Source organism: Enterobacter cloacae complex sp. IR5422, from assembly GCF_049238165.1.
Taxonomy (GTDB): Bacteria; Pseudomonadota; Gammaproteobacteria; order Enterobacterales; family Enterobacteriaceae; genus Enterobacter; species Enterobacter roggenkampii.
The window spans coordinates 14,804-31,555 of record NZ_JBMKHT010000003.1; the positions used below are offsets into that span (position 1 = coordinate 14,804).

The window sequence follows — 16,752 nt, forward strand, 5'->3', positions numbered from 1 at the left end:
AGGAGCCCCTGATCTTAAAGGTGCAAAGACGCAAGACGCAAAATTTCGTTTTGCGTTGTCGTTTTGGTGTCAACAATACCGGCGACGAGACCATTGCTCATAACCAGAATACGGTCTGTGATCCCTAACAGTTCCGGCATTTCGGAAGAAATGATAATGATCCCTTTATTCTTTTTCGCCAGCTCGGCAATCAGCTGATAAATTTCAAACTTCGCGCCGACGTCAATACCGCGGGTCGGCTCATCCAGCATCAGGATTTCGGGCTGCGTTAATAACCAGCGGCCAATAATCACTTTCTGCTGGTTACCGCCTGACAGCGAACCAATCTGGGTGCGGTGGCCTGGCGTTTTCACGCGCATGGAGTCAATCACCCACTGGGTATCGCTTTTCATGCGGGAATTATCCAGCAGCCCGACTTTGTTTTTGTAATTGCGAATGTTAGAAATTAACGAGTTAAAGTTAATATCCAGATAAGCATAAATACCGGTCGAACGACGCTCTTCCGTCACCAGCGCAAAACCATTATTAATGGCTTCGTTGGCGTTGTGGTTATTGATTTTCTTACCGTGCAGCGTAATGGTGCCTTCGGCTTTCTCACGAATGCCAAACAGGGTTTCCACGATGTCGGTGCGCTTTGCCCCCACCAGGCCGGCAATCCCCAGGATTTCACCCTTGTGCAGGTCGAAGGAGACATCGCGGATAGACGGCTGACGTAACGAGGTCAGGTTGCGCACTTCCAGGATCACTTCGCCCGGCTTGTTCTCTTTATCCGGGAAGCGCTGGTTCAGGGAACGGCCGACCATCATGGCGATGATCTTGTCCATGTCCAGCCCTTCCAGCGGCTGCGTGGCGATCCACTGGCCGTCGCGCAGGATGGTGATCTCATCGCACAGCTGGAAGATCTCTTCCATTTTGTGGGAGATGTACACAATGCCGCAGCCGCGATCTTTCAGCTTACGAATAATGGTAAAAAGGTGGTTAACCTCTTTTTCCGTTAATGAGGATGTCGGTTCGTCCATGATGACAATTTTCGCATCATAGGAGAACGCTTTGGCAATTTCGATCATCTGCATCTGGGAGACGGATAATGTTCCCACGCGGGCGCGCGGATCGATATCAATATCCAGCTCGTCGAAAATCGCCTTGGTGTCGCGATACATTTTGTCCTGATCGACAAAAACACCTTTGGTGGGATAACGCCCCAACCACATGTTATCCATGACTGAACGCTGCAGCACCAGGTTTAATTCCTGGTGAACCATCGAGATACCGTTTTCCAGTGCTTCTTTCGCTGAATGGAAATCGATCTCTTTCCCCTGAAAAAGAATGCTGCCAGAATCTTTTTGATAGATCCCAAAAAGACATTTTAATAATGTTGATTTACCCGCACCGTTCTCCCCCATTAAGGCATGAATAGAGTGAGGACGCACTTTTAAATTAACATTATCGAGTGCCTTAACGCCGGGAAATGACTTGTTGATACCGCTCATTTCCAACAGGTATTCACCGGATGACTGAGTTGTTGTGCTGACCATAATTATACCTTGTTGGCCTCGCATATCGCGTTATAAAAGGGCGCAACTCGTTGCGCCCAGTGAAGACAAGTTAACTCTTTTATTTACCGATAAACTCAGCCAGGTTGGACTGGTCTACGCCCACGTAAGGTACGCGAACGATTTTGTTGTCAATTTTCCAGTTGGTGCCATCTGCCGCACCTTTGCCATCGGCCAGGTTTTTCGCCAGATCGAAGGTGGCTTTCGCCTGGTTGTTGGCATCGTTCAGCACGGTACCGGCCATCGCACCGGATTTAACCAGCGCCAGCGCTTCTGGCAGCGCATCTACGCCGAATACCGGGATAGAGGATTTGTTGTGTGCCTTCAGCGCTTCTACCGCACCCATTGCCATCGCATCGTTGTTGGCGATAACCACTTCGATTTTGTTGGCGTTAGGGCCGGACAGCCACGCGTCCATCTTATCTTTCGCCTGAGCGGTATCCCACATCGCGGTATCTAACGCCAGCTGCTGGGTTTTCAGGCCCTTGTCGTTCAGCTCTTTGATAACGTAGGTGGTACGCGCTTCAGCATCCGGGTGGCCAGGTTCGCCTTTCAGCAGCACGAACTGAATCTGACCGTCTTTGTTCAGGTCCCAGTTCGGGTTCGCCGCCCAGTGTTTCGCGATCAGATCGCCCTGAATAATACCGGACTCTTTGGAGTCGGTACCGACGTAATACGCTTTGTCGTAGCTATCCAGCGCCTTACGGGAAGGTTCTTTGTTGAAGAAGACGATCGGCACGTTCTGGCCGCGCGCTTTTTCAATAACCGTGCCTGCTGCAGCCGGGTCAACCAGGTTGATGGCCAGGGCTTTCACGCCTTTCGCCAGCAGAACGTCGATCTGGTCGTTCTGTTTGGACTGGTCATTCTGGGAGTCGTTCATCAGCAGCTGAACGTCTGGCGCTGCTTTCGCATCTTTCTCAATCGCTTTACGCACAACAGACATGAAGTTGTCGTCGTATTTATAGATGGTCACACCAATACGGGTATCCGCAGCGTGCGCTGCTGCACCAAAAAGCATGCTTGCCATTACAGCAGACAGGGTCAACACCTTCTTATTCATGGTATCTCCGGTTTTTTTTATGCAGGGTAGTTCTTGTGAATAACGAGCGGCGGGCAGATGTTAATAAAACGTTACTGACAGCCGAGGTTCACTTATAAAATTTCTCTCTTCCGTGTTCGGTAACGCTCCAGAAATGCGTTTTATTCGTTGTTTGCGGCACATTGGCTATAGTGAAAGTGAATAATCACTGTTACATAGCGTTTCAGCCCCTAAAACGCTGACATCATAGTCAGCGCCTTGTTAAGATACTGTGAATTTACTCACAGATTGAAAACGGTTACATCACCACATGTAATCAGTTAGTGATCGGAACCACAATTTGCCGGGCCGCGACGGAGTGGCGACGCACTAAAGTCGGCATGAAACAGTGTGTTGCCCCCGGATCCAGCACGCCTGCGGCCCCCTGTAACGCCAGCTCAGTCGCCAGTTTCGCCATAGAGGCAATCGGGTAACGCACGGTTGTCAGCTGCGGGTCGGTGTAACGGGCAATCGGGATATCATCGAAACCAATGAGTGATAAATGCTGTGGCACCGCAATGCCGTTATCCTTCAGCGCGGTCAGGGCGCCTGCCGCCATGCTATCGTTATAGGCAAACACCGCAGACAATTGCAGATTGCGGCCCAGCAGCTCTACCATCGCCGCTTCACCGCCCTGCATGTCCGGCGTGCCGGTTCCCACCCAGCTTTCGGAAGGCGTAATGCCATGCTCTTTCAGGGCGTTTTGCCACCCCTCGCGCCGCAGTTCGTCATCTTCAATCGCGTGGCTGGAGGCCAGATAACCGATCCGCTGATGCCCGTTATTGATGAGCATTTTCGTGGCCATCATGGCGCCGCTGACGTTATCCAGCCCGACGCAGCGGTGGGCATAGCCGGGGACGATGCGGTTGATCAGCACCATGCCCGGGATCTGCTCCATCAATCCGGTTAGCTCTTCATCGCTCAAGGCTTTTGAGTGAACAATCAAGGCATTACAGCGCTGGCGGATCAGCACTTCAATGGCATGGCGTTCTTTTTCCGCCTCATGATAGCTATTGCCGATCAGGACATATTTCTCATGCTGCTGGGCGACCATATCGACCGCTTTCACCAGTGCGCCGAAAAAGGCATCCGAGACATCCATCACCACCACGCCGATGGTGTCGCTGACCTGCGTCGCAAGCGCCTGGGCATTGGCATTTGGCCGGTACCCGAGCTGGGTCACGGCCTTCATTACGGTTTCTCGGGTTTCAGGGCTGACCAGCGCGCTATTGTTCAGCACGCGTGAGACGGTAGCCACAGAAACGCCCGCCTGACGGGCGACGTCACGAATGGTGATCATATTCACCATCCTTCAAAGGATTGCAGCAACTCACAGACACCCCCTGTGTTTAGCAAGGTGGCTATTTTGGCAGCGAGAGAAAGGGGACTACGTGAAGAAGCTCACAGTCATGAAAACGCTTACATCCGTTTTGTTAATGATTGTGATCCAGATCGTTATCTGGATGTATTTTTCAATGATATCCCTGAAGCACGTGCGGTTAACTGACGCCATACCCACTCCAGCGGTCCCTGGCGGAAATAGCGTAGCCAGAGAACAGAAAACGCCAGGTTTACCGCCCAGACCGGAATAACAAACGCCAGCAGAGTAAGGCGGTCGAATTTAATAAACAGGCCAAAGCGATAGAAAAGCGTGGTGCAGATTAGCGTTTGCAGGAGGTAATTGCTCAACGCCATGCGGCCCACGCAGGCGATAGCGCTGACCATCCACAGACGAGAAAGCGAGGGCCAGAAGCCGTAGATCAGCGCCGCGTAGCCGATGGTCTGAAACGGCGCGCTCAGTTCACGCGGCACCTGGAGCAGGAACGCGCACCAGCGGTAATCCCAGTGGATATGCCACTGCGCTATCACCGCCGGGAGGTTAATCAGCACGCCGAGCAGCACCAGACCGGTGCCTGTGCGACGATAGTGACGCAGGCTGAATTCCCCTTTCAGCCAGCCGGTGCGCATCAGTGACGCGCCCATCAGCATCATGCCCGCCAGCTGCCAGCCGTATTGCGCGCCCAGCGCGAGGAGGTTATCCCCCAGCATATCCGCGCGGTTGCTTATCGCTTCCGTACCGCCCTTCAGCTTCCAGAACTGTTCGTACTGCAGGTTAGCGGCATCCGGGATCCAGGCACGATTTGTCGTCTCCCCGGAGATCATCCCCAGCAGCAGCAGTACCCCAAGCCCCATGACATAGAGCATCACGCCGGTGTTGAACAGGCTTTTAACGCTGTGCGCATCGCGAATGAGGCGCCAGCAGATGAGCCCGACTAACCCATACGCGAGAAGAATATCGCCGTCCCAGAAGAACAGGCCATGGATAAAACCGAGGATAACCAGCAGCGTCAGGCGCGACTGAATCCAGCGCGTACCGCGTTTGAGGAGAAGCTGCAGGCCTGCGCCAAACAGCAGGGCGAAGAGCGTAAGGAATTTGACCTGCGCAAAGAGATCGAGTATTGCCCAGGTCCAGGCATCACTGCGGGTGATGTCGCCATACCACGCGGGATTGAGATACGCCGCCTTCGGCAAACCGAAGGCGGTGATATTAAGCAGCAGGATACCGAGAATGGCGACGCCGCGAACAAAATCGAGCGTGACGTTTCGCTCCATGGTCCCTGCCCTGTCAGACTTAGTTGTGGTGACGTACGGCGCGCAGGAACTCCTGGCGGGTATTCTGGCTCGATTTAAACAGACCGCCCAGCGAGGTTGTGGTGGTCGCACTGGTGGCATCGCGCACGCCGCGCGCTTTCACGCAGTAGTGAACCGCGTCGATAGAGACGGCCACGTTATTGGTGCCCAGCAGCGTTTGCAGCGCGGTCAGGATCTGCTGGGTCAGGCGCTCCTGCACCTGCGGACGCTGAGCGAAGAACTGCACGATGCGGTTGATCTTCGACAGGCCAATCACCGTGTCTTTAGGGATATACGCCACGGTCGCTTTACCGTCGATGGTCACGAAATGGTGTTCGCAGGTGCTGGTCAGCGTGATATCGCGGACCGTTACCATCTCATCCACTTTCATCTTGTTTTCAATGACGGTGATTTTCGGGAAGTTGGCGTAATCCAGGCCGGAGAAAATTTCGTCGACGTACATTTTCGCGATGCGGTGCGGCGTCTCCATCAGACTGTCGTCACTCAGATCGAGATTCAGCAGCTCCATGATGTCGGTCATGTGACCGGCAATCAGACGCTTGCGGGTTTCATTGTCCAAATCCTGTACGGGCGGACGCAGTGGCGTTTCAAGACCGCGCGCAACCAGGGCTTCGTGGACCAGGGCAGCTTCTTTACTGAGTGATGACATTTTGTTCTCCTGCAGGTGTGGCGTCTTTTGCCCTCGTTGTGGCAAAAGTATGCGTTCATTGTGCGTGAGGCGGCGCACATAATCCAGTATTCACGACGATAATTATTGCGATTGCTGTTGCCTTTCAGCGTGACGATTCCAGACAAGCGCTCCTCCAACAAACAGCGCAATGCCCGCCAGCCCCAGCGCGGGCTCCAGCCGGTGGGTAAGCCAGGTTGATAACGCCGAGGTGACCGGACCAATCAACTGCCCAATCGCATACCCGGTGGTGAGCAGGCCTGCCATATAGCGCGTGTGGTTTGGCGCCAGCTCGCGGCCGTATAAAAGAGAGAGCTGCACGGCACACAAAAAGCCGCCGCCCACCAGCAGCCCACCCGTCAGCAAACCGCCAATCCCCGGCAGCAGCCAGGCCGCCAGCACGCCTGCGCCCTGTAACCACAGTACGATCGCCAGCCTGCGGTTAGCCGTTGAGGTATGGCGTAACAGAATACTGAGCGCAATCCCCACCACGGCGGCGAGACCAAAAATCGGCCAGACAAACTGGGCAAACAGGCTGCCGGGAAAACGCACGGCCGCCATTTGCGACAGGAAGGTCGCCGGGAGGATATAGCCAAACCCGGCCAGGCTGTAGCTCCAGACCAGACGCGTTAAATCCGCCGTCAGCACCAGCGGCTCCGGCGCGGTGCCGGGTCGATGGAGCTGCCCGGATCGCGGCAGGTAGCGCGCCACCAGGGCAATCAGCACCAGCGCCAGTACGCCGTAGATTTGCCATGCCGCCCCGGCCGACAGGGACTTCGCCTGAATATAGACGGCGAGCAGCCCGCTCAGGGCAATGCCCGCCCCCGGTCCGGCAAACACCGCAGCGCTCAGGCCCGGTTTACCCAGCTGCCCCAGCCGTTCGTTGGTCCAGGCGGCAATGAGTACCATCGACCAGCCGCTCATGCAGCCAATCACGAAGCGCAGCAGGCCGTGCACGACGGCGTTATCCGCTGCCGCGGAGAGCAGCGTCAGCGCCACCGCGCCGATGATGCCCAGCCAGAGGCGCGTTTCCACAAAGCGGTGCGCGCGCATGGCATCCCATGCGCCCACCAGATAGCCCAGATAATTCATCGCCGCCACCAGACCCGCGCTGGTCAGCGTAAGCTGTCCGGCAGCAATCATCAGCGGCACCTGGGGCGTAAAGGCAAAGCGCCCTATCCCCATCGCCACCACCAGAACGACAAACCCACTGAGCGCAATACGCAGCGCCATGACCGCTCCAATTGTTAAAGAAAAGTAAATTTATGATGCAGCATCTCGCCGCCTGGCGAAAGTGAAAGTTACTCACAGGTCAATGAAAAGGCTGTATTATGGGTTTTATGAATACGCATTCTCATTAAGGAGCCCTGCATGGAACTGCTCGAAGAGCACCGTTGTTTTGAAGGTCGACAGCAGCGCTGGCGGCACGACTCCACCTCTCTGAACTGTGCAATGACGTTCAGCATTTTCCTGCCGCCGACGGAAAACCCGCCGGTTTTGTTCTGGCTTTCCGGCCTGACCTGTAACGACGAAAACTTCACCACCAAAGCCGGCGCGCAGCGTATTGCCGCCGAGCTGGGCATTGCGCTGGTGATGCCAGACACCAGCCCGCGTGGCGACGATGTGGCCGACGATGCCGGATACGACCTGGGCAAAGGCGCCGGGTTTTATCTCAATGCGACCGAGCAGCCCTGGGCGCGCCACTACCGCATGTATGATTACCTTCGCGATGAACTTCCTGCGCTGGTGCAGTCGCAGTTTGCGGTTGGCGAGCGCTGCGCGATCAGCGGCCACTCGATGGGCGGGCACGGGGCGCTCATCATGGCGCTGAAAAATCCGGGGAAATACGTCAGCGTGTCGGCATTTGCGCCAATTGTGAACCCAACACAGGTGCCGTGGGGGCAGAAAGCCTTCACACACTATCTGGGTGAGGATGCGGAAAAATGGCAGGCATGGGACAGCTGCGCGCTGATGCTGGCCAGCAAAGCTGAAGAAGCCATTCCTACCCTTATCGATCAGGGTGATGCGGACCAGTTCCTCGCCGGTCAGCTGCAGCCTGCGGTGCTGGCAGAAGCGGCACGCCAGAAAGACTGGCCGCTGACGCTGCGCATTCAGCCGGGATACGATCACAGCTATTATTTCATCGCGTCCTTTATTGAGGATCATCTCCGCTTCCATGCGGAGCATTTGTTCGGGTAAATGCGGCCGATTGCCGGGTGGCGGCTTCGCCTTACCCGGCCTACATTCGTGGATTTTGTAGGCCCGGTAAGCGAAGCGCCACCGGGCATCAAGGCTACATCAGAACTTATAATCCACGCCGACAAAGTAGCGACGGCCATCTTCCGTGTAGCTGTAATCGTCGCGGCTCAGATCTTTGTCCAGCAGGTTCTGCACGCCCGCGCGCAGCTTCACGCTTTTGGTTGCCTGCCATGCGGCGCCGGTATTCCAGATAACATAGCCACCCGGCGTTGGGTCGCTGCTGGTCAGCGCGCGTTTCTCACCGGTGTAGTTGCCCTGAACATAGAACGACCAGTCCTGCGTCGCCTTCCAGTCAACGGTCCCGTTGGCGGTGTGGAACGGCAGATCGGACAGCGGTTTGTTGCCGCCGTTGCTGATATCACGACCGTCGTTGTAGGTGTAGTTCAGCGTCACTTTCCAGTCGTCCGCCAATGGGAATTTCAGCTCGGTCTCCACCCCGCGGATGCGCGCCTTGTTGACGTTGTAGTAGCGGAAAATCGGTTCACCGTCCGCATTCAGGCCAACGTAGTTAGGGTAGCTCTGCGCCTGCTTCGCATTGGCCGTACGGCTGATGCTGATGCGGTCATCGACGTTATTCTGGAAGGTGGTCACGCTGGCCTGCACGCCCTCTAACCAGCCCTCTTCCCCGCTGTAGTACAGGCCGAATTCGAAGCTCTCGCTGGTTTCCGGCTTCAGATCCGGGTTACCGACAATCTCACAGGCACCGCGGCACGAGCCGGTGACCCAGTCCGGGCTCAGCTGCAGCAGTGACGGCGCTTTAAACGCGGTCGCCCAGCCCCCTTTCACCGTGACGGTATCGGTCGCGTTGTAGACCAGATAGGCGCGCGGGCTCCAGTGGTCGCCGTAGGTATCATGGTCGTCCATACGGATGCCGGTGGTCAGCGCCAGAGGTTCAAAAATACGCCACTCGTCCTCCAGGAACAGGGCATACTGGCTTGTCGACGTACTGCTGCTGGAGCCGCCCGTCAGGTTGACCGGATCCTTCAGCTTATCGTGACGCCATTCGCCGCCGAAGGTCATCAGCTGGTTGATGTCGCCCAGCGGCAGCACGTATTTCCCGTCTACCGCGTTGCTCTCGGAGGTGATCGGATTGCTGTTGCCCGGGTTTTTGTTATCCACCTTCTCGCCGTAAACCTTCAGCTCGCTGTTGCCGACGCCCCAGCGGCCGTTGTGGCTGAGAGAGTAGTTCTGACGTTCAAGGCGGTTTTTGTCGAGGGAATCCGAGTCACGATCCTGACGGTCGAAACCGTAGCCCGCCGTAAAGTCGTGATTTTCAGACGGCGTCCAGGCGAACTCCACATTCGCATCGCGGCTGGTGAAGCCTTCAATGCGCGGTGTTTCACCGCTCGCCGTGGTAGAGGACTTCTGCTGACCGTCTTTCTCACGCTTTGCGAGGCTACCGTAGGCTTTCAGCCCCAGCAGGCCGTCCACCAGCGGACCGCTGGTATAGAACTGGCCGTCGTACGTATCACCACGATCGCGATGTTCCTGAATTGTGGAATCAGCGCTCAGGGTGCCCGTCCATTTCTGGCCGATTTTCTTAGTGATAATGTTCACCACGCCGCCCAGCGCATCGGAGCCATAAAGCGAGGACATCGGCCCACGCACCACTTCAATTCGTTCGATGGCGTCAACCGGCACCCAGTTGAGGTCGAAATCATTATGGCGGAACACCGCGTTACGGGAATTGACGCGCTTGCCGTCGATCAGGATCAGCGTGTAGCTGCTGTCCAGCCCGCGAATACTTACCCCTTTACGGTTGTCCCCTTCGCTCGTAAGCTGCACGCCCGGCACATCCCGTAACACATCTTTCAGGTTCTGAACGGGTTTGCGCTGCAAATCTTCCTGGGTAATCACGCTGATGCTTGCCGGTGCGTCTTTCAGGTTTTGCTCGGTCGCGGAGGCCGTAACAACCATTGTGTCGCCGGATTCCGCTGCGATAACAGGCAGGGCCAGGGACATTGCGGACGCACAAAGTCCTCCCCTGACGAAGGGATTCAACCTAAACATTCCATATCTCCATGAGGTAAATACAACTCAATCAAATCATCATTGCTCACAGCGTCTTCCTTGCCGCCCACATCTCCGGTGGGTCGGTGACACGCTTATTTTTGATAACGATAAAGCAAACGATAATTATTATCAATTAAATTGTTAAGAAATATATCTTTGTTACAGGGGGCGGGAATAAAAAAGCCCGCTCAAACGAGCGGGCTAAGAGAGAGGAAGTGCGATTATTGTTTAAATCGTTCCGGGAATTCCATTTCACTGTAGCGAACGAAGTGTGTTCCTTTCGTCAGCTTGTAGCCAAACCAGATGACGAGGAACAGCGGAATACCAATGTAGGTTGCCGTGACGGCGCCCCAGTCAATGGTGTCCGCCAGGAACGCTTCATAGTTCTGTCCCAGCGTAATAATCAGGCACAGAATGAAGGCGAAAATGGGACCCAGCGGGAAGAACCCTGAGCGATACGGCAGCTGGTTAACGTCATAACCCTGTTTGACGTAGCCACGGCGGAAACGATAGTGGCTAATGGCAATCCCCAGCCAGGCAATAAAGCCCGTCATCCCGGAGGTGTTAAGCAGCCACAGGTACACCGTCTGGTTGCCAAACATAGAGGTCAGGAAGCACAGGCCGGCAATCACCGTTGTGGCGTACAGTGCGTTGCGCGGTACGCCGCCACGGGACAGCTTCGCGAAAATACGCGGTGCTTTACCGTCGCATGCCAGCGTGTAGAGCATACGGGTGGACGCGTACATTCCGGAGTTACCGGCAGAAAGTACGGCGGTCAGGATAACGGCGTTCATCACTGCTGCGGCTGAAAGCAGGCCGGCATGCTGGAAGACCAGCGTGAACGGGCTGACGCTAATGTCTTTGACGTCATTACGCAGCAGGCTTGGATCGGTGTACGGAATGATCAGGCTGATAATCAGGATCGCGAACACATAGAACAGCAGGATACGCCAGAAGACCTGACGAACCGCGCGCGGAATATTCTTCTCCGGGTTCTCTGACTCACCGGCAGCAATGCCAATCAGCTCGGTTCCCTGGAAGGAGAAGCCGACAATCATTGCCACGCCAATCATTGCCGACAGTCCACCGGCAAACGGCGCATCGCCTATTGTCCAGTTACTCCAGCCCGCAGGTTCAGCGCCTTTGAAAATACCAACGATCATCGCCACACCGACGACGATAAAGATGATGACGGTTGCCACTTTGATCAAAGAGAACCAGTATTCCGCTTCGCCGAAACCGCGCACGGAGATGTAGTTCAGCAGGAAGATGACGGCCAGGAACAGGGCGCTCCAGATCCAGCCCGGCGTATCCGGGAACCACCAGTTCATCACCAGCTGTGCGGCGACAAGGTCAACGGCGATGGTGACCGCCCAGTTGTACCAGTAGTTCCAGCCCAGCGCGAAGCCGAAGCCTTCTTCAACGTATTTTTGACCGTAGGTCGAGAACGAACCGGATACCGGCATGTACGCGGCCAGTTCGCCGAGACTGGTCATCAGGAAGTACACCATCAGGCCAATCAGGATATAAGAGAAAAGTGCCCCACCCGGGCCGGCTGCCGAAATCGTTGCGCCAGAGGCAACGAAAAGACCTGTACCGATGGAGCCGCCAATGGCGATCATCGTCAGGTGACGCGCCTTGAGTTCACGACGTAGCGTGGGCGCTTCTGTGGTTTTAATTTCTGAAACCATATGAAAATGCTGTCCATTTAATAAATGAGGCGCGATTGTAGCAGACGATCCGCGTTCCTTCCGGCAGAAATACTCAGTTATAAGAGAGCTTCATGACGCGGCCAGGATTATAAGTAAAGCATAATTTTTCCCTCTCCCCTTTGGGGTGAGGGACGCTGTCAGATTTCGCAATAGCGCAGAAAACGCTGCAGGGAGCTGGAAAGGTGTTTCTGGCGATGATGAATGCACCACAGCGTGCGCACCAGTTTCGGAAGCGGAACGGGAATCTCCACCAGCGATCCGGTTTCCAGCTGTTCGGCAATAACGCGCCGGGAAAGACAGCTGATACCCAATCCGTGGCGCACCGCGTGCTTAATCGCCTCTGAGTTCCCCAATTCCATCCCCAGCTGGAAATGCGGCAGATGGGACAGCAGCAGGTAATCGACAATTTCACGCGTGCCGGAGCCCTGCTCGCGCAGGATCCACTGCGCCTGCGCCAGCCGCTCCAGCGTCACCTCGCCCTGCAATAACGACGAGGCCGGGGATGCAAACACCACCAGCTCGTCTTCCAGCCAGGGCTCGGCAATGATATCGACGTTGTGGCAGGGCCCCTCGATGAGGCCGATATCCACGCGGAAGTCGATCACCGCGTTGATGACGTCCTGGCTATTGCCCACGCTCATCTCCAGCGGCAGGGTGGGAAAATCCCGGCGATAGCGGGCAATCACTTCCGGCAGAATGTAGTTCCCGATGGTGCTGCTGGCGTAGACGCGGATCGCACCGTTATCTTCGCGGAACAGCTGTTCGATTTCGATAGCCTGCTCCAGCAGCGCCAGCGCGCGTGGATAAAGAAGACGACCGTGTTCGTTGACCACCAGACGCTTCCCTACCCTGTCGAAAAGCTGAACGCCCAGTTGTCCTTCAAGATCGGTCAACGCCGCGCTGACCGCAGACTGCGAGAGCGCCAGCATTTGTGACGCCTGGGTCGTCGAGCCGCTTTTCAGCACCTCGGCAAACACTTCCAGCTGACGCAAAGTAATGTGCATGGTTGCTTACCACTTATATAGATTGATTATAAGTATATAATCAATTTTATTTTTAAGCCAGACCGCCGTAACCTTTAGCCAGACAAAGGAGAAGGTTATGTCAGAAATCACCTTACAACATCATCGTACAGTGTGGCACTTCGTGCCGGGTCTTGCGCTCAGCGCCGCAGTGACCGCCGTCGCGCTATGGGGCGGCAGTATCCCGGCCATCGCAGGCGCAGGTTTCAGCGCGCTGACGCTCGCCATTTTGCTCGGCATGGTCGTGGGTAACACCGTTTATCCACATATCTGGAAATCCTGCGACGGCGGCGTAATCTTTGCCAAGCAGCATCTGCTGCGTCTTGGGATCATTCTTTATGGCTTTCGTCTCACCTTTTCGCAGATTGCGGATGTGGGTGCGAGCGGGATCGCCATCGACGTTCTGACCCTGACCAGCACCTTTTTACTGGCCTGCTTTATCGGTCAGAAAGTGTTTGGCCTGGACAGGCAAACCAGCTGGCTGATCGGTGCCGGGAGCAGTATCTGTGGCGCAGCGGCGGTGCTGGCAACGGAGCCGGTCGTGAAAGCCGAAGCCAGCAAGGTAACGGTTGCCGTCGCGACGGTGGTGATCTTCGGTACGCTGGCGATTTTCCTCTACCCGGCCATGTATCCGCTGGTCGCCCACTGGTTTAGCCCGGAAACCTACGGCATCTATATCGGCTCGACCATGCACGAAGTGGCCCAGGTGGTCGCAGCAGGACACGCCATTAACCCGGACGCTGAAAACGCGGCGGTGATTGCCAAAATGCTGCGCGTGATGATGCTGGCGCCGTTCCTGATTTTCCTCGCGGCCCGTGTTAAACAGCTGGCTCCGGCGGGCGGCAGCGAGAAGAGCAATATCACCATTCCGTGGTTTGCGATCCTGTTCATCGTGGTCGCTATCTTTAACTCCTTCCACCTGCTGCCGAAAGCGGTGGTGGATATGCTGGTGACGCTGGATACCGTACTGCTGGCGATGGCCATGGCGGCGCTGGGGGTGACCACGCACGTCAGCGCGCTGAAAAAAGCCGGTGCGAAACCGCTGCTGATGGCGCTGGTGCTCTTCATCTGGCTGATTGTCGGCGGTGGCGCAATTAACCTCGCGGTCCATAGCCTGATGGCATAAACCACTACATCCTTCTCCTGTTAACCCGCTATCATAGGCATTTCGGGTTAACAGGAGTCCCTTTATGAAATATGTTGGAGCGCACGTCAGCGCTGCAGGTGGCCTTGCGAATGCCGCCATTCGTGCCGCCGAAATTGAGGCGACCGCTTTCGCCCTGTTCACCAAAAATCAGCGCCAGTGGCGCGCCGCACCGCTCACCGCTGAGGTGATTGATGATTTCAAAGCCGCCTGTGAGAAATACCGCTACGGGCCCGGCCAGATCCTCCCCCACGACAGCTACCTGATCAACCTCGGTCACCCGGTTGAAGAAGCGCTGGAAAAATCCCGCGAGGCGTTTCTTGATGAAGTGCAGCGCTGCGAACAGCTGGGGCTGACGCTGCTGAACTTCCATCCGGGCAGCCATCTGATGCAGATCGACGAAGATGCCTGCCTGGCGCGCATTGCCGAGTCCATTAACATCACTCTGGATAAAACCAAAGGCGTGACGGCGGTGATTGAGAACACCGCTGGTCAGGGCAGCAACCTCGGCTTTAAGTTCGAACATCTGGCGGCGATTATCGACGGCGTGGAGGACAAATCCCGCGTCGGCGTGTGCATTGATACCTGCCACGCGTTTGCCGCCGGTTATGACCTGCGCACCACCGAGGCAACAAAAAACACGTTTGATGAGTTCGAGCGCATTGTGGGCTTTAAATATCTGCGTGGAATGCACTTAAACGATGCGAAAAGCGCCTTTGGTAGCCGCGTTGACCGCCATCACAGCCTGGGCGAAGGCAACATTGGCCACGATGCGTTCCGCTTTATCATGCAGGACGCCCGCTTCGACGGTATTCCGATGGTGCTTGAAACCATCAATCCGGACATCTGGGCAGAAGAGATTGCCTGGCTGAAGGCACAGCAAACCGCTGAACAGGCGGCATAAAAAAAGCCGGGTGCGTAATGCGACCCGGCTTTTTTGTTGTTTATCGCTTACGCTGCTTTCGCCACAACTTCCGCTTCCGGACGTTTCAGCACCGCGTAAGAGAGGCCCGCCACCAGCGTACCGGCAACAATCGCCAGCAGGTAACCCAGTACCGGGGTGATGGCGCCAGGGATCAGCAGCACGAACAGACCGCCGTGTGGTGCCATCAGTTTTGCGCCAATCGCCATGGAGATCGCCCCCGTCACGGCACCACCTGCGATACAGCACGGCAGCACACGCATTGGGTCACGCGCCGCGAACGGAATCGCGCCTTCGGTGATGAAGCACAGACCCAGCACCAGCGCGGCTTTACCGCCTTCCTGCTGCGCTTTATCGAACTTACGACGGGCAATAATCGTCGCCAGGCCGAGCGCCAGCGGAGGCACCATGCCTGCCGCCATGATCGCCGCCATTGGTGCGTAGGTCTGGGTACTCAGCAGGCCCACACCAAAGGCGTACGCCGCTTTGTTCACCGGACCACCCATGTCGGTACACATCATGCCGCCGAGGATTGCACCCAGCAGAACCGCGTTCGCGGTGCCCATGGTCTGCAGCCAGTGGGTCAGACCCGCCAGGATGCCTGCAACCGGCTTACCAATCAGGTAAATCATCGCCAGGCCGACCACCAGGCTGGAAATCAGCGGGATGATCAGGATCGGCTTCAGCGCTTCCATACTCTGCGGCAGCTTCAGCTTCGAGCTAATCAGCTTCGCGACGTAACCGGCGAGGAAGCCCGCGATGATACCGCCGATAAAGCCAGAACCGGTGCTCACGGCCAGCATACCGCCGATAAGCCCCGGGGTCAGGCCAGGACGGTCAGCAATGGAGAAGGCAATAAAGCCCGCCAGTACCGGCACCATCAGGGCGAAGGCTGAGCCCCCGCCGATCTGCATCAGCGCAGCCGCCAGGGTACCTTGTTCTTTAAACGCGGTGATACCAAACGCGAACGAGAGCGCGATACACAGACCGCCCGCGACCACCATCGGCAGCATGTAAGACACGCCGGTCAGCAGGTGGCGATAGGCGCCTGCGGACTCTTTCTTCCCTTCCGTCGCGGTCTGGCGCGCGCCGGTTGCCTGATACGGCTTCGCTTCCACCAGCGCTTTATCAAACTCCTGCGCGGTCTTTTTCAGCGCCAGGCCTGTAGAGGTACGGTACATTGGCTTACCGGCAAATTTCGCCAGGTCCACTTCGATATCCGCCGCCACAATCACCAGATCGGCCTCCGCCACTTCCTCTGGGGTGATGGCATTGCCGGCACCGACGGAGCCGCGCGTTTCAACTTTTACCCACCAGCCGCGTTTTTTTGCTTCGGTTTCAATGGCTTCAGCCGCCATAAAGGTGTGAGCCACCCCCGTCGGGCAGGCCGTCACCGCCACAATGCGTTTCGGGCCCGTGGCCGCAGCCGGTGCCGTCGCGACAGGCGCGCTGTAGACAGACGCGTGACCTTTCGCTTCGCTCAGGAACAGTTCCGGATGTGCCACCGCGCGATTAATATCGCCCAGCCACACTTTTTTGCCGTTCAGCGCACTGTCAGCCGGGATGTTGTCGCCCAGGACAATGGCCAGTTCGGCATCGCCCGGGTTATCAGTCATCTCGAGATGTGCTTTGTTCGCCGCCGCTCCCAGCAAGGTCTTCGCCATATAGGCGCGTGCCTGTCCGAGACCGGAGTCAATGATCAGCAGCGTTTTCATTATTCCTCTCCTGCT

At 56.5% G+C, this 16,752-nt stretch carries 13 protein-coding genes; 3 read left to right on the plus strand and 10 right to left on the minus strand.

Translation table 11 applies throughout. The features are described 5' to 3' along the window. Positions 1-14 precede the first annotated feature (14 nt). From mglA to ACOTXT_RS02470, 6 genes are all read right to left on the minus strand, one after another. A complete protein-coding gene (mglA, locus tag ACOTXT_RS02445; RefSeq protein WP_008500922.1) occupies positions 15-1,535 on the minus strand; it encodes a galactose/methyl galactoside ABC transporter ATP-binding protein MglA in 1,521 nt (506 codons plus the stop codon). Positions 1,536-1,614: 79 nt separating this feature from the next. Next, positions 1,615-2,613 (minus strand): galactose/glucose ABC transporter substrate-binding protein MglB, encoded by a 999-nt coding sequence (gene mglB, locus ACOTXT_RS02450; protein ID WP_008500923.1) that lies wholly within the window; start codon positions 2,611-2,613, stop codon positions 1,615-1,617. 295 nt (positions 2,614-2,908) lie between these two features. After that, positions 2,909-3,931 carry an HTH-type transcriptional regulator GalS gene (gene galS, locus ACOTXT_RS02455; RefSeq protein ID WP_021241505.1) on the minus strand — a complete coding sequence of 341 codons (1,023 nt, stop codon included), beginning with the start codon at positions 3,929-3,931 and terminating at the stop codon, positions 2,909-2,911. A gap of 155 nt (positions 3,932-4,086) precedes the next feature. Then, entirely contained in the window at positions 4,087-5,244 is a 1,158-nt protein-coding gene (gene yeiB, locus ACOTXT_RS02460; protein WP_333164118.1) for a DUF418 domain-containing protein YeiB, read from the minus strand. 19 nt (positions 5,245-5,263) lie between these two features. Then, positions 5,264-5,932, minus strand: a complete 669-nt coding sequence (gene folE, locus ACOTXT_RS02465; protein ID WP_008500927.1) for a GTP cyclohydrolase I FolE — start codon at positions 5,930-5,932, stop codon at positions 5,264-5,266. Between the two features lie 102 nt (positions 5,933-6,034). Then, entirely contained in the window at positions 6,035-7,183 is a 1,149-nt protein-coding gene (locus ACOTXT_RS02470) for a YbfB/YjiJ family MFS transporter (protein WP_333164116.1), read from the minus strand. Positions 7,184-7,321: 138 nt separating this feature from the next. Between ACOTXT_RS02470 and fghA the strand changes: the two genes are divergently transcribed. Continuing rightward, positions 7,322-8,149: an S-formylglutathione hydrolase gene (gene fghA, locus ACOTXT_RS02475; RefSeq protein WP_045334366.1), complete on the plus strand. Its 828-nt coding sequence runs from the start codon at positions 7,322-7,324 to the stop codon at positions 8,147-8,149. Between the two features lie 99 nt (positions 8,150-8,248). Here the strand turns inward: fghA and cirA are convergent, their stop codons facing one another. The 3 genes from cirA to yieE form a co-directional block, all read right to left on the minus strand. Further along, a complete protein-coding gene (gene cirA / locus ACOTXT_RS02480) occupies positions 8,249-10,219 on the minus strand; it encodes a catecholate siderophore receptor CirA (RefSeq protein WP_025913183.1) in 1,971 nt (656 codons plus the stop codon). A gap of 224 nt (positions 10,220-10,443) precedes the next feature. Continuing rightward, the gene (locus tag ACOTXT_RS02485; protein WP_008500931.1) at positions 10,444-11,913 is read right to left on the minus strand and encodes an amino acid permease; all 1,470 of its coding nucleotides are present in this window, start codon (positions 11,911-11,913) and stop codon (positions 10,444-10,446) included. A gap of 158 nt (positions 11,914-12,071) precedes the next feature. Continuing rightward, positions 12,072-12,938 carry a DNA-binding transcriptional regulator YeiE gene (gene yieE / locus ACOTXT_RS02490; RefSeq protein WP_008500932.1) on the minus strand — a complete coding sequence of 289 codons (867 nt, stop codon included), beginning with the start codon at positions 12,936-12,938 and terminating at the stop codon, positions 12,072-12,074. Between the two features lie 97 nt (positions 12,939-13,035). Here yieE and ACOTXT_RS02495 point away from each other — a divergent pair, with 97 nt between their 5' ends. Together ACOTXT_RS02495 and nfo are read left to right on the plus strand one after the other, a co-directional pair. Further along, positions 13,036-14,082 carry a YeiH family protein gene (locus ACOTXT_RS02495; protein WP_333164112.1) on the plus strand — a complete coding sequence of 349 codons (1,047 nt, stop codon included), beginning with the start codon at positions 13,036-13,038 and terminating at the stop codon, positions 14,080-14,082. A 64-nt stretch (positions 14,083-14,146) separates the two neighbouring features. Next, positions 14,147-15,004 carry a deoxyribonuclease IV gene (gene nfo / locus ACOTXT_RS02500; RefSeq protein ID WP_023294038.1) on the plus strand — a complete coding sequence of 286 codons (858 nt, stop codon included), beginning with the start codon at positions 14,147-14,149 and terminating at the stop codon, positions 15,002-15,004. Positions 15,005-15,051: 47 nt separating this feature from the next. Here the strand turns inward: nfo and fruA are convergent, their stop codons facing one another. Continuing rightward, positions 15,052-16,737: a PTS fructose transporter subunit IIBC gene (gene fruA, locus ACOTXT_RS02505; protein WP_021241512.1), complete on the minus strand. Its 1,686-nt coding sequence runs from the start codon at positions 16,735-16,737 to the stop codon at positions 15,052-15,054. Positions 16,738-16,752 lie beyond the last annotated feature (15 nt).

Excerpts from the sequence above, each read along its gene's own strand:
- ACOTXT_RS02470 (WP_333164116.1), bottom strand. The coding sequence starts at position 7,183 with ATGGCGCTGCGTATTGCGCTCAGTGGGTTTGTCGTTCTGGTGGTGGCG.
- nfo (WP_023294038.1), top strand. The coding sequence starts at position 14,147 with ATGAAATATGTTGGAGCGCACGTCAGCGCTGCAGGTGGCCTTGCGAAT.
- ACOTXT_RS02485 (WP_008500931.1), bottom strand. The coding sequence starts at position 11,913 with ATGGTTTCAGAAATTAAAACCACAGAAGCGCCCACGCTACGTCGTGAA.
- galS (WP_021241505.1), bottom strand. The coding sequence starts at position 3,931 with ATGATCACCATTCGTGACGTCGCCCGTCAGGCGGGCGTTTCTGTGGCT.
- yieE (WP_008500932.1), bottom strand. The coding sequence starts at position 12,938 with ATGCACATTACTTTGCGTCAGCTGGAAGTGTTTGCCGAGGTGCTGAAA.
- folE (WP_008500927.1), bottom strand. The coding sequence starts at position 5,932 with ATGTCATCACTCAGTAAAGAAGCTGCCCTGGTCCACGAAGCCCTGGTT.
- cirA (WP_025913183.1), bottom strand. The coding sequence starts at position 10,219 with ATGTTTAGGTTGAATCCCTTCGTCAGGGGAGGACTTTGTGCGTCCGCA.
- mglB (WP_008500923.1), bottom strand. The coding sequence starts at position 2,613 with ATGAATAAGAAGGTGTTGACCCTGTCTGCTGTAATGGCAAGCATGCTT.
- ACOTXT_RS02495 (WP_333164112.1), top strand. The coding sequence starts at position 13,036 with ATGTCAGAAATCACCTTACAACATCATCGTACAGTGTGGCACTTCGTG.
- fghA (WP_045334366.1), top strand. The coding sequence starts at position 7,322 with ATGGAACTGCTCGAAGAGCACCGTTGTTTTGAAGGTCGACAGCAGCGC.
- fruA (WP_021241512.1), bottom strand. The coding sequence starts at position 16,737 with ATGAAAACGCTGCTGATCATTGACTCCGGTCTCGGACAGGCACGCGCC.
- mglA (WP_008500922.1), bottom strand. The coding sequence starts at position 1,535 with ATGGTCAGCACAACAACTCAGTCATCCGGTGAATACCTGTTGGAAATG.
- yeiB (WP_333164118.1), bottom strand. The coding sequence starts at position 5,244 with ATGGAGCGAAACGTCACGCTCGATTTTGTTCGCGGCGTCGCCATTCTC.